This window comes from Deltaproteobacteria bacterium IMCC39524, from assembly GCA_029667085.1.
Classification (GTDB): Bacteria; Desulfobacterota; Desulfuromonadia; order Desulfuromonadales; family BM103; genus M0040.
On record JARUHJ010000005.1, the window covers coordinates 128563 to 144083 of the forward strand.

The 15521-nt window shown below is 52.9% G+C and carries 9 protein-coding genes; 4 read left to right on the plus strand and 5 right to left on the minus strand.

Annotated elements, in window-relative coordinates; all coding sequences use genetic code 11:
- Positions 1–68: 68 nt before the first annotated feature.
- The gene (locus tag P9J64_13295) at positions 69–359 is read left to right on the plus strand and encodes a PilZ domain-containing protein (protein ID MDG5469298.1); all 291 of its coding nucleotides are present in this window, start codon (positions 69–71) and stop codon (positions 357–359) included.
- Between the two features lie 48 nt (positions 360–407).
- Positions 408–4448 carry an Ig-like domain-containing protein gene (locus tag P9J64_13300; GenBank protein MDG5469299.1) on the plus strand — a complete coding sequence of 1347 codons (4041 nt, stop codon included), beginning with the start codon at positions 408–410 and terminating at the stop codon, positions 4446–4448.
- 276 nt (positions 4449–4724) lie between these two features.
- Here P9J64_13300 and P9J64_13305 read toward each other — a convergent pair whose 3' ends face one another.
- From P9J64_13305 to glmU, 5 genes are all read right to left on the minus strand, one after another.
- Positions 4725–6140 (minus strand): DUF4139 domain-containing protein, encoded by a 1416-nt coding sequence (locus P9J64_13305; protein ID MDG5469300.1) that lies wholly within the window; start codon positions 6138–6140, stop codon positions 4725–4727.
- A gap of 183 nt (positions 6141–6323) precedes the next feature.
- Positions 6324–8486 (minus strand): UvrD-helicase domain-containing protein, encoded by a 2163-nt coding sequence (locus P9J64_13310; GenBank protein ID MDG5469301.1) that lies wholly within the window; start codon positions 8484–8486, stop codon positions 6324–6326.
- 62 nt (positions 8487–8548) lie between these two features.
- Positions 8549–10336, minus strand: coding sequence for a chloride channel protein (locus P9J64_13315; GenBank protein MDG5469302.1), 1788 nt, complete (start codon positions 10334–10336; stop codon positions 8549–8551).
- 3 nt (positions 10337–10339) lie between these two features.
- Positions 10340–12169 carry a glutamine--fructose-6-phosphate transaminase (isomerizing) gene (gene glmS, locus P9J64_13320; GenBank protein MDG5469303.1) on the minus strand — a complete coding sequence of 610 codons (1830 nt, stop codon included), beginning with the start codon at positions 12167–12169 and terminating at the stop codon, positions 10340–10342.
- A gap of 33 nt (positions 12170–12202) precedes the next feature.
- Entirely contained in the window at positions 12203–13597 is a 1395-nt protein-coding gene (gene glmU / locus P9J64_13325; GenBank protein MDG5469304.1) for a bifunctional UDP-N-acetylglucosamine diphosphorylase/glucosamine-1-phosphate N-acetyltransferase GlmU, read from the minus strand.
- 189 nt (positions 13598–13786) lie between these two features.
- Here glmU and P9J64_13330 point away from each other — a divergent pair, with 189 nt between their 5' ends.
- Both P9J64_13330 and P9J64_13335 read left to right on the plus strand, forming a co-directional pair.
- Positions 13787–14338 carry an MXAN_5187 C-terminal domain-containing protein gene (locus P9J64_13330; GenBank protein MDG5469305.1) on the plus strand — a complete coding sequence of 184 codons (552 nt, stop codon included), beginning with the start codon at positions 13787–13789 and terminating at the stop codon, positions 14336–14338.
- Positions 14339–14347: 9 nt separating this feature from the next.
- Entirely contained in the window at positions 14348–15463 is a 1116-nt protein-coding gene (locus tag P9J64_13335; protein MDG5469306.1) for a patatin-like phospholipase family protein, read from the plus strand.
- Positions 15464–15521 lie beyond the last annotated feature (58 nt).

Here is a 15521-nt window from a genome sequence, read left to right on the forward strand (position 1 = left end):
ATACAATCTATGGATAAATTGTTACTAAACGAAAAAAGGATAAAATTGGTAACCATAAGGAGAAGACTATGACCCATCCCTCAGAAAAAAGAGCTTCGCAGCGTATTCAGGTTGAGGTTCCAGTTTACATCGGACAAGAGAAAGCCGTTACGCGTGACGTCAGTTGGACGGGGATTTTTTTCCTGACTGATCAAGCCTTTGTTCAAGGGGGGTCGTTAAATTTCTCATTGGATCTTAGTTATGCTGTGCCGGGAAAGCCGATCAAGTTGGACTGCCAGGGCGAAGTTATTCGCATAGAGCAGTTCGGCGAAAAGTTTGGCATCGCAGCAAGGATAAATGATTTTCAGTACCTTCACTAAAGACTGCAACAAATATTACCCGCAAGCAGGGTTAAGGGAGATAGAGCCATGGCAAACGAAGACACCACCAATACCCAAGCCGAAACAACAGCAGCCAACACGGTTGTCGTACCGGTCCCCGAACCAGGGCAAGTTCTGACCGTCACGGTAGACGCAGAGCAAATTCCTCAACTCAACTTCGACCCAGGCACAGAGAGCACCCAGGAATTTGTGGGCACTGATCTCGTTTTCACATTGGACAATGGTGCGGTTCTGACCTTCGAAGATTTTGCTGCAAGCATCAACGACGGTGCAGTCACTTCCATCATGCTGGAGGATGGCAGCATCATTCCGATCGATGCATTGATTGCGGCCTGGAACCTCGAGGTTCCGGAGACGGCAGCGGGCGAAGCGGCTGCGAGTGGCGGCGGCAGCGCATACGGCGATGACATGGGTGATGCGCTTGGTGGCATCGATAAGCTTGGTACTCAAAACCCGGACCCGTTTGGTGCGGCAGCCCTGGCTCCTGTTGAGGATGAGCAGACACCTGTATTGGACCCCGTGAACCAGCCACCGGTTGCCCTTGACAACATCTACAGGATTGAAGCCGGGGGAAAGTTCGACATCGATGAATTCATGGGGCTCCTTACCAACGACTACGACCCCGACGGAGACCCTATAAGCATTACCTTTGCCGAGGCCCCGTCTAATGTCATGGTTAATCTTGCAGACGGTTCACTGAAGATCGACGCTAATGGCGCAAGCACTTACGAAGAGCTTGACGAAGGTGACACGGTCGAGATCGAGTTCCCCTACACCATCACTGATCCGAGTGGTGCGACATCCACAGCGACCGTTACCATCATTATTGAAGGCGTGAACGATCCTCCTGTAGCAACCGACAATGTGAATGAAGTCATCGCCGGGAGCACTTTTTATTATGGTGAAGGCAGTGAGCAGTCTTCCGTGGAAATTGCCGAAGCACCATTTGTTGAAGGCGATATGATCGCCGACGATGATGGTTTTGGCGCCGACAGTGACCCTGATGACATCGTTCCTGATGAAGTTCCTGTCACGCAAATCTCTTTTGAAGGAGGCGCAGCAGTTCCTACCTCAACAGGCAGCATTGATGGTAATTTCGGCACATTGACCTGGAACCCGGATGGCTCATATCGATACACCGTTGACCCTGAGAAAGTTGCTGAGTTTGGCGGCAATGACTCAGAGGAAGAAGTATTTACTTATACGATCACTGATGATAATGGTGCGAGCAGTCAAGCGACTCTCGTTATCACAGTCTATGGAAACAACGACCCACCAGCAGTCGACCTGGATGGTTCGGCAGACGGAACAGGATTCTCCACAACCTTCACCGAAGGCAACGGCGCGGTAACCATCGCGGATACCGATTCTGACATCACTGATGTCGACAGTGCCAACCTGACACAGATGACTGTCACTCTGACCAACGCCCTAGATGGCAGCGCAGAGAGCCTCTCCATCGCTGCAGACGACGTGCCAGATGGCATGACAGCCACACCAGCAGTCGACGGTCACAGTATCACTTTCTCCGGTTCCTTTACTCTTGATCAGTACGAGTCTGTTCTTGAAGCAGTCAAGTACGATAACAGCAGCCAAGACCCGGATACGACAACCCGCACAGTCAACGTTCAGGTTACCGACGACACCAACCTGACCTCCAACATCGCCGTCGCCTCCATCGCCATGACACCCGAGAACGACCCACCAGCAGTCGACCTGGATGGTTCGGCAGACGGAACAGGATTCTCCACAACCTTCACCGAAGGCAACGGCGCGGTAACCATCGCGGATACCGATTCTGACATCACTGATGTCGACAGTGCCAACCTGACACAGATGACTGTCACTCTGACCAACGCCCTAGATGGCAGCGCAGAGAGCCTCTCCATCGCTGCAGACGACGTGCCAGATGGCATGACAGCCACACCAGCAGTCGACGGTCACAGTATCACTTTCTCCGGTTCCTTTACTCTTGATCAGTACGAGTCTGTTCTTGAAGCAGTCAAGTACGATAACAGCAGCCAAGACCCGGATACGACAACCCGCACAGTCAACGTTCAGGTTACCGACGACACCAACCTGACCTCCAACATCGCCGTCGCCTCCATCGCCATGACACCCGTTGACGATGTCCCATCAATTATGGCAGACGACACAACTGTCTCAGAAGAAGGACTCGACGGCGGCAACAAGGACACTCTACCAGATGATAACGATCCTCCAGTCTCTGCCAACGACAATATAGACTTGGCAGCCAACTCCGGAACCATCACGGTCACGGATGTTGACACAGCCTATACAGTTGACAACATCACCCTAGCGCTGTCTGCCAACCAATCACTGAAAACCGCAGATGGAGACGATGTCGTCTTCAACTGGGTCGAATCTCAAGATGCACTGATCGGAACCCGGGACGGCACGACAGATGAAATCGTTCGCATATCTATCGACAGTGTACAAACTCCTCAGACGGGTGACGAATATGTCTTTAACTACACCGTAGAGCTCTCTGAACCGGTTTATCACTCCGACTCAAGTGTTGAAGACGAGCTCTCCTTCTCACTTGATGTCACCGCCGGCAGTAAGACCTTCACAGCTGCCGTGTTAATAACCATTGAGGATGACAGCCCGCTGATCGAAGGGACTTTCGACGGATTGATGGCGAATGTTGCCGGCAATAGCCTCACCGCTGATCTCGGCATCGAATATGGGGCCGACGGCCCAGAAAGTGCCCAAATAACTGGCTACAACGACGGAACGAACGATGTTGATCTTACGGGCCTGGTCGATGGAGTAATTTCAGATATCGCTGTACTGGGCAATGATGGAAATCAACTCACCGCCGATGGCATAGGCCTGGTCTACAAGTTGTCAGGTGGCACCCTTCAAGCAGTTATGGATCCGGACTTCACTCCACCAGAAGGCAGTACATATGTCGACACTCACGTTGCCTTCACTGTCTCCCTCGACTCCTCTGTAGGGACCTACTCGGTAAGCATCGTAGACGGCCTCGACGGTGGGCCTGTGACAACGACCGTCGGGTTGGCATCAGGAGGAGTCCCTGGAAACACTTCTTCCGGCGGAGAGTACTACCTTGAATTCAATGACAACAGCGTACTTGTTGTTGCGGGTGACACAGATGGGCAAGACACTGTAAACAGAAACATACATGGGATGGGGGCTGGCAACCCATTCGTAGACGTTGGCGACAAATTAACAGTTGAACTCTATGACACCCCAGGAGGCACAAGGATTGATTTTGGCACCGTTACAGTAGGAACATATAAACTGCTTGCCGGTGAGGAAGGATTTTACCAGCTTTACAATGATGGTGTTGCCGTTACAGGTGAGATCGCATTCTCTCACTCAACCGCGAATTTCACACAGGACCCGAATGACTCCAACTTGGGAGAACTGACCATAACTAACAGCGGTGACTTCGACGGAATAGTGTTCGGCAGCACTATTGGTGAATACACACTTTCGACCTTTAGCGCGACCGACACCTCTGCGGCTTATGACAATTCTGTTACGTATAACTTCTCCGCAACTGACAGCGACGAAGACTCTACAACCGGAACCTTCGATGTAACCTTTGATGGCGATGGCACCCTAGAACTCCCAACTGGGGCCGACTCCTTGGCTCTCAGCAACGGAGACGACGTTATCGACCTTGGCGACATTGCCGGTGCAAGCATCACGATAGATGGTGGCGCTGGTTTCGACACTGTCGCTTTTGATAATGATCTCGATTTAGGTGACGGACCGCTGTCGCTGACCAACATTGAAGCTCTCGATTTCACCGGAACGGCTGGCAACACCTTAACAATAAACTACCAAGACGTTTTGGATGCCACGGAGGAAGGAGATACGAGCTTAGAAATCTATGGCAATGCCGACGACATTGTAAACTTGGTCGATCCAGAGGAAGGGGATCTCGGAACATGGGTCGAAGGTGACCCAGTCGACAACGGAACGGCCTGGCACTATGAGAGTGGCAACGACGTGTTAGCGACGGTGGTTATCGATGACGCTATCCTGAGTATTAACACCGACAACATCCCATAAAAAACCGTAAAAGAAGCAGGGGCAACAAAGGTTGCCCCTGCATGTGCTCTACTAGAGCAAGCTATTACCAACAAGCAGACCCTGTTGGCAATAGCTGCACAATAGTTTCACTGAAGCTAACAGCAAGGTATAACGGCAAGGCAGAAAACAACCCAGAGGGAAAGAAATGGTTAACAATCCTCATGGACCTGTTCAAGCTGAGGCAGAGACAACTGGAGACTATACCCTGAGAAGCTCACAAGGTTATTGTCACCACCCGTCACACGCTACGTGTTATTAGTATTTCACCTCAACCCGATAACTCAGCACTGAATCGCCTTTAGCAGGAACCTTAATCTTCCAAAGCGCCGTACCTGCCGAAGGCTTGCTGTGCTTATGGCTCTCACTGAGCATACGCCAATCACCAGGCACCGGTTCAGCAACAGTCACCGTCACCTCTTCATCCTTGGCATTTTTGAGCGTAATCTCATAGGCACTCTCAAATTGATAATTGTAACGACTATCACCACCCAACTTACGAAAGTCCGTCTGCTTGCGATCTGCAGTCACATCAAAAGCATCACCAAGTTTGAGGCGCACCGTTTCGTTTTCCGGGGTGTGGTCGATATGGTCTTCGCCAACAAACTGAGGACTGCCTGACTTATCCTGCTTGTAGACCCGCACGATGCCCTTTGGTAGCGGCATGCCGAGGTTATCCTCTTTACGATTGTCAACTTCGACAAAAACCCCGACTTTGAGTTTCTGCCCCAAATCACCTTGCTTGCCACGATAGTAATAAGGGCTGCCCTGGAGACGGAATTCTTTGTGCACAGGAACGCTGGAAGCATTTAGGAGGGAGACCTGCTTGGTTTGGTTATTACGAATTGTGGTCGGTCGCTGCAGTGAGTAAAGATGATATTCGAAGAGACTTTCTTCCCGCATCGGCGCTAACGCCGCCATGGAGACAGCATCCTCCATCATCACCGCCTTGCGAACCCGCATTTGCTCCTGCACGCGATTGACATCACCGGCAACCAGTTGCAGTAAGGCGTTGCCATAAGTTGTGCCGCTCTGATTCGTCAAGGTAACCCAACCGGACAGATCCAGTGCGGTATCTTCAGCATTCAGTTCGGCAACATAGTCCGCCCGCCAACCCAGACCGCTGGTCAGGTAGCTGAGCTCCAGTGTCTGCTGACCGGCCTGTTCATTATCGAGCGAAACGACCAGGGTCGGACGATCACGCAGATTTTTCGGCACATCAGGAAAAACCAGTCGACCAGGGGCTCCCGTCTCGATACGATCGCCAACCTGCAGAACGACACCACTATTTGCTGAGAGAACACGGGCCGTTTCAAAAATATCCTTGCCCGTCTCGGGGTGCGTACGGACCAGTTGCACGTCTTTACCGACATATTTTTCCAGTAGTTTTCCTGGTGTCAACAAGTCAAAATCAAAGTTCTGCTCCAGAATCGTCAAGCCACCGGGGCGCGTCAGACTACTCAAAAGAGCCGTCTCCGGACGAATACGGGCACTGACTTCACGCAGCGCCAGGTCAATAGTTCCTTCCGGTATATCAACTTGACGTTGATCACGAACCAATGCCAGGTCCTCGTTGTAAATGGTGACCGCCACTTCCTTCTGGTCAACCATGGCGCTGACAATTTCATCGGCAAAAACGACTGCGCCTGTCAGAAAAATTGATAGACAAGTCATCGCAATAGTACAGATCCACTTCGACATAACGACCTCCAAAATAGTTGATCAGCTTATTTTAACGCAAAGACGCAAGGGTTAAAGAAAAAGACGCAAAGAAAAAGTTTATCTCAAAAAAGATTTACCCTTTGCGCCTTTACTGGCTTTTCTTAGCATCTTTGCGTTACGCAATTGCTTTAAACTTCAGGCAGGCTCAAGTCCGGCAAACTTGACAAGGAGTTTCTTCGGACCAAAACGGTGGAAATAAATCGTGACCTTCTGGTTGTCGCCCTCTCCCTCGATGCGACGAACGGCACCGACACCAAACTTGATGTGTCGAACCTGCAAGCCGATACGCAGTCCCTCTTCGGCATCAGGCACGATACGAACGTCATCGTCATCGATAAAGGGGTCTTCTTCTGAAAAATCAGGTTCAGACTGGTCGAAAAGGGAGGCAAGGTTGTGGCTGGCCGGCTTCTGCAAGCCGCTTAAGGCAGGCTGAGCAAGCAATTGATCAGGGATTTCAGCCAGAAAACGACTGGGTGGGTTGAACTGGTAATCACCAAAGATCCGTCGGCGACGGGCGTGGGTCAGGTAGAGCTTCTCCATGGCACGGGTCATGCCGACGTAGCAGAGGCGGCGCTCTTCTTCGAGCTCTTCCGGGCCATTGGCGGAACGGCTATGGGGGAAGAGGTCCTCTTCCATGCCAACCATGAAGACCAGGGGAAACTCAAGGCCTTTAGCCGCATGCAAGGTCATCAAGGTCACCCGGTCGAGACTCTGATCATAAGCATCGAGATCGGTAATCAACGCGACCTGCTCGAGGTAATCCTGCAAGGTGCCTTCTTTGGCAAAGTGTTCTTCCATGCCCGCCAGAAGTTGCTGCAGGTTGTCCATGCGGTTGCGCGATTCTTCGGTTTTCTCCGTGCGCAACTGCGGACCGTAACCCGTCTCTTCGATCAATTCAGCGGTGAGCTGCGGATAGGGGGTTTCGATGGCGCGTTGTTGAAAGTCGTCGATCAGGTCAACAAAAGCTTTGACCTTGGTTGCGGCAGCGCCTTTTAAAGCACTGCGCTCCAAAGCCTTTTTGCAGGCAGGCAAAAAGCCTCCGGCTTCTGTTTCAAAGGGAGCGATCTTATTGACGGTAACACCACCGATGCCACGCGCGGGAACATTGATGATGCGCCGGGCCGAGACCGAATCCGCCGGGTTACTGATAATCCTCAGGAAAGCGAGGATATCCTTGATCTCCATGCGCGAGTAGAACTTCACCCCGCCAAACATCACGTAAGGAATCCGCTCGTTGCGCAACGACTCCTCGATCACCCGCGACTGGGCATTGGTGCGATAGAAGACAGCGATGTCGCGCAAGTGCCTGCCGTTGAGCTTAAGGCGATTGATTTCACCGGCCAGGTAACGCCCTTCTTCGAGGTCGTCAGGCAGGGTTTCGAGGGTCACACCTTCTCCGACATCATTCTCGGTCCAGAGCTTCTTTATCTTGCGGCCGGTGTTATTGGCAACCACGGCATCAGCAGCATCAAGAATCGTCTTGGTTGAGCGGTAATTCTGTTCGAGGCGGATCGTTTCACAACCTGGATAATCGCGTTCAAAACCGAGGATGTTGCCGACTTCGGCGCCACGCCAGCGATAGATCGACTGATCATCATCACCGACCACGCAGAGATTGCCGTGTCCTGAGGCGAGCAGATGCACCAACCGGTACTGCACCTGGTTGGTGTCCTGGAATTCGTCAACGAGGATATAGTGGAAACGCTGGCGATATTTTTCCAACACCTCGGGATGATCTTCGAAGAGCCGGACCACCTGCATCAACAGATCACCAAAGTCGAGCGCATTGGCCTGCTTCAGGCGCTCCTGGTAAAGAGCGTAGATGCGAGTGATCTGCTCCGCCTGGTAATCACCGTCATCCAACTGATCCGGCCAGACGCCACGGTTTTTGGCCCGGTCGATGGCGGCAGCGACCGCCCGCGGCTTGAGGGCCTTATCGTCGATGCCGAGTTCCTGCAGCAGGGTTTTCAGCAGACGTTCCTGATCCTGATCATCGTAGATCGTGAAATTACGCTTGAAACCGAGAACCTCGATCTCCTGGCGCAAAATCCGCACACAGGTCGCATGAAAGGTGCTGACCCAGAGTCCCTTGGGATCACCGAGCAGTTCTTCGAGACGCTCCCTCATCTCACCCGCGGCCTTGTTGGTAAAGGTCACGGCGAGGATCTGCCAGGGGTCAACCTTGTATTGGGTAATCAACCAGGCGATCCGGTGCGTGAGGGCACGGGTTTTACCGGAACCGGCCCCGGCCAGCAACAGCAGCGGGCCGGTATCGTGTTTGACCGCCAGCTGCTGCATCGGGTTGAGTTGGGCGAGAAGATCTGTCACTTTGCTAGCCTGTAAAGCATAACGTTTGCTGCCTATTTTTCCTCAAAGGTACGGGACATCAGAGCCCGGTTATACGCGGCGACAATGTCGCGCCGTGAGATAATCCCCACCAGCTTGCGGTGAGTTTCGCGGTCGACCACCGGCACCTGTTCAATATTGCGGTAACCGATCTTGCGCATGGTCTGATCAAGATCCTCATCGGCATGGGCCGTGATCACCTTGGTCGTGGCCAACTCCTTGACCACGACCAGATCCATCAGGTCGTGCTCAAAAACCACACCCATAAAATCCTGCACCGAAATGATGCCGGTCAGTTCACCCTGGGTATTCACCAGGGGGAAATTGGTGTGCTTGGTCTGCTCTATAAAGCTGGCAAACTGGCCCAGCGTCATATGCTCAGGGATGGTCTCTACTTCACGAACCATGACGTCGCCAACCTGCAGCGATTTCATAATATTTCGTTCTTTACCTGCCTCAAGATCAATTCCAAGCCTGGAGAGCTCAACGGTTTCCAGGCTGTCCTTTATGAAATGCCGCGCAACAGCTGTGCCAATCACACAGGTCAGCATGATCGGCACGATAACTTCGTAGGAGTCGGTAATCTCAAAGAGGAGGAAGATCGCCGTCATCGGTGCGTGGGTCGCTGCCGCAAGGAACGCCCCCATGCCGACCAGGGCGTAGGCCCCCGGGGTAATACTAGCGGCCGGAAACAATTTGGCAGCGATATGTCCGAAGGCGCCACCGGTGACCGCACCCAGATAAAGGCAGGGCGCGAAGAGTCCGCCCGGCAGCCCTGAGCCGAGGGTAATCGAGGTTGCAATTGCTTTGGCGACAACCAATCCTGCCAGCAGGTACCAGGTCTCCTTGCCAAAGAGGACATCCCCCATAAATTCGTAGCCGTTGCCGAAGACCTGGGGGAAACCAAGACCGATAATACCGACCAGCAGGCCGCCGATGGCCGGCTTGGCCAATCGGTGGATTTTCAGTGCTGCGAAGCGGTCCTTGATCTTGAAATGGGTATCAATGAACAGCGCCGCCAGGGCGCCGATCAAAAGCCCAAGCAGAACATAGAGAACCAGCTCCCAATAGTTTCGCACCATGTAAGCCGGGGCGAGGAGTTCCGGCACGTTCCCCAGCAACGCCCGGGAAACAACCGTCGCCATACCGCTGGCGATAACAATCGAGGTAAAACTGGAGAGTTCAAAAGAAGAGAGCAGGACGATTTCCTGGGCAAAGAAGACCCCGGCGATCGGCGCGTTAAAGGTGGCCGCAACACCGGCCGCGGCACCGCAAGCGACCAACACCTTGAGACGGTCACCGCTCATCTTGAAGAGCTGTCCGAACTGAGAACCGATCGCACCACCGATCATGGCTATCGGGCCCTCCTGTCCAGCCGAACCACCGCTGCCGATGGTCACAGCAGCGCCGAGGCCACGGGTAAAGATAGGCCGCAGACGCAATTTGGCACCACGCAGGTTGACACGCTCGAGAAAAGCCGAGAAGCCCCCTTTAAGATCTTCACCAAACCAGTACCAGATCGGGATAACCAGCAAACCACCGATCAATGGGCAAAAGATCACAGCCAGGCGTGACCAGCTCCATTCCTCGAGGGAATAGCCGAAAAAGTGCTCACTCTGTTCGAAAACCCCCCAGTGAATCAGTTCAATGGTTTTACGGAAAGCATAGTTTCCCAGACCACCCAGAAGGCCGATCATAACGGCCAGAATGATCAGGAAAGTATTTTCGCTGATGCGAAAAGAACGTTGCAACGCGATCAGGCGAAGGCGCAAACGTTCAAAAAGTTTTTTCTTGTAAGTCAACAGCTACTCCACGGTAACGCTTTTGGCGAGGTTACGGGGTTGGTCAACGTCGGTGCCCTTAAGAACGGCGACGTGATAGGAAAGCAACTGCAGAGGAATTGTGGTCAACACCGGCATCAGGTCATCGATAGTCTGTGGAACGACCAGAACGGTTTCTGCTTTGTCCGCCAGACCGGTTTCCGCCTGATCGGTAATCGCCACAACACGGCCACCGCGTGCCTGCACTTCTTCCATGTTGGCGGCCACTTTCTCAAAAGTTTCATTGTGTGGAGCAATCACCACCACCGGCAGCTGTTCATCGATCAGGGCAATTGGACCATGCTTCATCTCACCCGCAGGATAACCTTCAGCATGGATGTAGGAAATTTCCTTGAGCTTGAGCGCCCCCTCCAGAGCAATCGGATATTGGTTGCCGCGACCAAGATAAAGGAAATCTTGAACATGCATAAGTCCGTGTGAAGCTTTCTCTATGGCTTCGTCCAACTCGAGACATTGCTCGACCTTGCGCGGCAGGCTGATCAGTTCATCAAGCATCTGGCGGCAGGCTTCCTGATCCAGCAGACCACGAACGCGCCCGATATGGAGAGTAAAGAGATAAAGAGCAATCAACTGGGTGGTAAAGGCCTTGGTCGAGGCGACCCCGATTTCCGGCCCGGCGTGGGTATAGATGACGCCATCACTCTCACGGGCAATTGAAGACTCGACCACATTGCAGATAGCCAGAACCTTGCCGGCCTTGCCATGGGCTTCACGTAGAGCAGCCAGAGTGTCAGCCGTTTCACCACTCTGACTGATCAGGATCGTCAGAGTCCGTTCGTTGACCAGAGGGTCGCGGTAACGGAACTCGCTGGCAATATCGACTTCGACGGGAATCCGGGCATGCTTTTCGATCATGAACTTTCCAACCAGGGCCGCATGCCAGGAGGTGCCGCAAGCTACGATATAGATGCGCTCCAGACCTTTCAGGGTGGCATCATCGAGGTTGAGGCCTTCGAGAAAGACTTCGCCATGGTCTTCACGGATACGCCCGGCAATGGTGTCGGCAATCGCCCGCGGTTGCTCATAAATTTCCTTGAGCATAAAGTGCCGATAGCCGTCTTTTTCGGCCATGACCGGACTCCAGGTGATGGTCTTCGGGGTTTTCTCAACCGGGATCCCATCCAGGGTCGTAATTTCCATCCGCTCGGCGGTAAACACCACCAGCTCGCCATCTTCGAGAAAAATCATCTCTCGGGTATGCGAGAGCATGGCCGGAATATCAGAGGCCACAAAGTATTCACCCTGGCCTTGTCCGACCACCAGGGGTGAGCCCTGCTTGGCGGCGATCAACTTGCCGGGTTCTTTTTCAGAGAGAATCGCGACGGCATAAGCCCCCCGAACGTCAGAGAGTGCATTACGCACAGCCGCTTCAAAATCACCACAGTCCTGATAATGTTGCTCCACCAGGTGAGCAATAATCTCTGTATCCGTCTCAGAACTGAAATTATGACCCTGCTCACGCAGTCTGCTTTTAAGGTCAAGATAGTTTTCAATGATGCCATTATGGACAACGACAAAACCACCGGCATAGTGAGGATGGGCATTGATCTCAGAAGGGCGCCCATGGGTCGCCCAACGGGTATGACCGATACCGGTCTGCCCGGTCAGGGGCTTCTCGCGCAACTTCTTTTCCAGGTTGATCAGCTTGCCCTCGGCACGAGAGATATTAATTTTACCCCGATCGAGGGTTGCGATTCCGGCGGAATCATAACCACGATATTCAAGCTTGCGCAGACCGTCCAGAACGATGGGGGTTGCTTCCTGGGGACCTATATAACCAACAATGCCACACATAAAAACCTCGTTATGATGAATGTGAAGAGACGTCTATTTTTTCTGCTTCTGTAATTTTTGACGATTCCGAATCGCCCAACCGGCGACGTTTTTCTGCTCAGCCCGGGTAATCGCAAGAGCATCCTCGGGGACATCCTTGGTAATCGTCGATCCGGCGCCGATCAAGCTGCCGCGACCGATAGTAACCGGGGCAACAAACTGGGTGTCACTGCCAACGAAAACATCATCACCGATAATCGTCTGATGTTTGTTAACACCATCGTAGTTGCAGGTAATTGTGCCACAGCCGATATTGACATTTTTACCAAGGCTGGCATCGCCGATGTAGGTTAAGTGACTGGCCTGCGACTTCTCGCCAAACACGGCCTTCTTGGTTTCGACAAAGTTGCCGATCTTGTTATTGCCGTTCAGAACCGTTCCCGGACGCAGGTGCGCCATCGGCCCCACGGCACAGGAGTCACCCAGGGAAGATTCACTGAGTACGGAACCCGGCTTTAAGTGGACCTGATCTGCAATGCTGCAATCGGTCACCACAACGCCAGGCTCGATTTCACAACCGCTGCCGATGGTCGTCTTGCCACGGAGATGAACATTGGGGTGCAGCAGGGTGTCAGGGCCGATCACCACATCCGGCTCGATGTAGGTCGTCGCCGGATCAACCAGCGTCACACCAGCCCGTTGATGCCCCTCGTTGATCCTCTGCCGCATGATGGCTCCGGCTTCGGCCAACTGCACACGATCATTGATACCCATGGCTTCCGCGGCATATTCAATCAGCAGAGCTTCAATCCGCTCGCCGGCTTTGCGGGCCGCAGCGACGATATCGGTTAGATAATATTCCCCCTGGGCATTGCTGTTATCCAGACCCCGCAAGAATTCAAACGCTTCCGGTGCACGAAAGACGTAGATGCCGGTGTTGATCTCATCAACCTGGCGCTCGCTTCTCGATGCATCCTTCTCCTCAACGATCCGCTCAACCCCGTTCTCGCCGCGGATAATGCGTCCGTAACCGGTGGGGTCTTGCATTTGAGCCGTCAAGATGGTGACACTGGCAGCCGTTTTTTGATGATGCTGCAGAAGCTCCCGCAAGGTGGTTTCGCGCAACAATGGGACATCACCACAGAGCAGGAGCAGGTCTCCTGTAAAGCCTTGCAGAGAGTCTTCCGCGCAGAGTAAGGCGTGCCCCGTTCCCAACTGTTCTTCCTGCAAGGCAAAGGTCAGTGGCTCTTCGGCAAGAACCTGTCTCACCTGCTCAGCGCCATGACCAATCACCGGGACAATCGGCGTAGCACCAAGGGAGCCGGCCGTTTTGACCACGTGGCTCAGCATCGGCCTGCCGGCAACAGGATGAAGAACCTTTGGAAGTTGCGATTTCATACGAGTTCCCTGGCCTGCAGCCAGGATTACAGCAGCGAGTTTTTTTGACATTTGTTCCCTCCATTATCTCAACTCGCCATTATTTCGAAATGCCTCGTAAAGGTCAAGCTGAGACAAGGTGAAATCACAGTATTTCAAAGGAAAATGCAGCTTAACAGAGATTTAAGGTTTCTCTTTACCTTCCCGCACGGCCTCCAGTATATTGGTCGGGCAAATTCACAAGGAGGTCGAACTGAGAAAATGGGCAGCCGGGAACAAATAACCGAACTTCTAAATCAGCTGACGCATGACTTAAAGACCCTTGAAATTGCTTATGAGAAGTATTTTCTCGGCACGGAAAAACGTGCCCCCGAAAAGGAACGGCAGAAGATCACTTTGCGGATGCGCAAAATGATCACGCACTATATTCCGCAAACTGACCTGCGCTACAAGCTGCAAAGTATTGCCAGTCGATTCAACAGTTACTGCGGCTACTGGGATCGCATCCTGCGTCTGATTGACGAAGGCAGGTACGAACGCCACACCTCACGGATCCATCGCTCTGAAAGCTTTAAGCCGCCGACAGATACCGTTTCAGCAGAAAAAATCGGCAACCCCGTGGACAACCTCTACGAAGAGCTGGTGACTGCTCACAGGGATTGCGAGCTTCGTCCTCCCAACAGAGAACAGGTTGCCAGTTTCCTGTCCAAGCAGAAAGAAGCCATCCAGAAACGCTTTGGTGATAAAGAGGTCGACTTTGTGGTCGTCACAGAGGCGGGTAAACCCAAGATCAAGGTACGCGCCAAACGGTGAGTTAAGATCATGAACGAGCAACGCAGCAAAACAGCTATGGTTCTGGCCGGCGGCGGCATCATGGGCGCTGCGTACGAGATCGGTTGCCTGTCCGCCCTCGACCGTCTTTTCAACCCGGGCTTTTCCACCCGCCGCTTCGACACCTACATCGGCATCAGCGCCGGTTCTGTGATCGCCGCCCTGGTCGCCAATCGCATTGATCCCGGCGGACTTTTCAGAACAATCGCCCGCAATGAAAGCACGGTTTTCAACTGGCGGCGACGTGATGTTTATCGCGTTGACTGGTGGGCAACGATTCATTCTCTCGCAGGCTTGCCATTCAATATTCTGCGGGTCCTCAAGCACTATCGAAAAAATAACTGGCAAGTTAGTCTGAGTGATTTGCCACATCTCATCCATGAACAGTTTCCAGCGGGGCTCTTTTCTCTGGAGCCTCTACAATCCTACCTTTGTAAAGCCTTTCACGATGAAGGCCTCTGCGACGACTTCAAAGAACTCTCCTGTGAGCTCTTTATCCCGGCTTACGATCTTGATTCCGGAGAGCGCATCATCTTCGGCAAGCCCGGGCACCAGGAGATGCACATCTGTCAGGCCATCACAGCATCCAGCGCTATTCCTTTCTTCTTTCAGCCACACCGGATTAACCAGCGCGCTTACCTTGATGGCTCGACAGGCAAAATGACCCATATTGACATCGCCATCGAGAATGGCGCTAAACTGATTGTTCTGATCAATCCCCGGGTCCCTTTCTGCAACGATCAGATCACGACCTGCCTACCATCTCTATCCTACGGCAAATGCTCACAGATTGATGAGCTTGGCGTGCTCTTTACATGGGAACAGGCAAAACGGATCGAGAGCCGCGAGAAAATGATTATGGCTCTCGAGCACTATCGCCATAAACATCCCGATGTCGATATTCTGCTCTTCGAACCTGCGGCTGACGAAGCACTCCTTTTCTTCCAGGGACCCATGTCGATTACGGCGCGCAACCAGGTGATGCAACGCGGTTACCAGTTGACCCTCGAAGGCCTGAAGAACAACTACGACGAGCTTTCCGGAATCTTCTCCAGGCATGGTATTCAGACAACAAGCAAGAATCTTGGACAGGCGTCCCCCTCTTGATTTCAATCAGGCCTGGGCTGTGCGCTGGTTGACGAAGGCAAGGCTGGCCGGTAAAGTT

What these genes read in the sequence shown, in the direction of transcription:
- P9J64_13295 (MDG5469298.1), top strand. Translation starts at nt 69, where the DNA reads ATGACCCATCCCTCAGAAAAAAGAGCTTCGCAGCGTATTCAGGTTGAG.
- P9J64_13300 (MDG5469299.1), top strand. Translation starts at nt 408, where the DNA reads ATGGCAAACGAAGACACCACCAATACCCAAGCCGAAACAACAGCAGCC.
- P9J64_13305 (MDG5469300.1), bottom strand. Translation starts at nt 6,140, where the DNA reads ATGACTTGTCTATCAATTTTTCTGACAGGCGCAGTCGTTTTTGCCGAT.
- P9J64_13310 (MDG5469301.1), bottom strand. Translation starts at nt 8,486, where the DNA reads ATGCAGCAGCTGGCGGTCAAACACGATACCGGCCCGCTGCTGTTGCTG.
- glmS (MDG5469303.1), bottom strand. Translation starts at nt 12,169, where the DNA reads ATGTGTGGCATTGTTGGTTATATAGGTCCCCAGGAAGCAACCCCCATC.
- glmU (MDG5469304.1), bottom strand. Translation starts at nt 13,597, where the DNA reads ATGTCAAAAAAACTCGCTGCTGTAATCCTGGCTGCAGGCCAGGGAACT.
- P9J64_13330 (MDG5469305.1), top strand. Translation starts at nt 13,787, where the DNA reads ATGGGCAGCCGGGAACAAATAACCGAACTTCTAAATCAGCTGACGCAT.
- P9J64_13335 (MDG5469306.1), top strand. Translation starts at nt 14,348, where the DNA reads ATGAACGAGCAACGCAGCAAAACAGCTATGGTTCTGGCCGGCGGCGGC.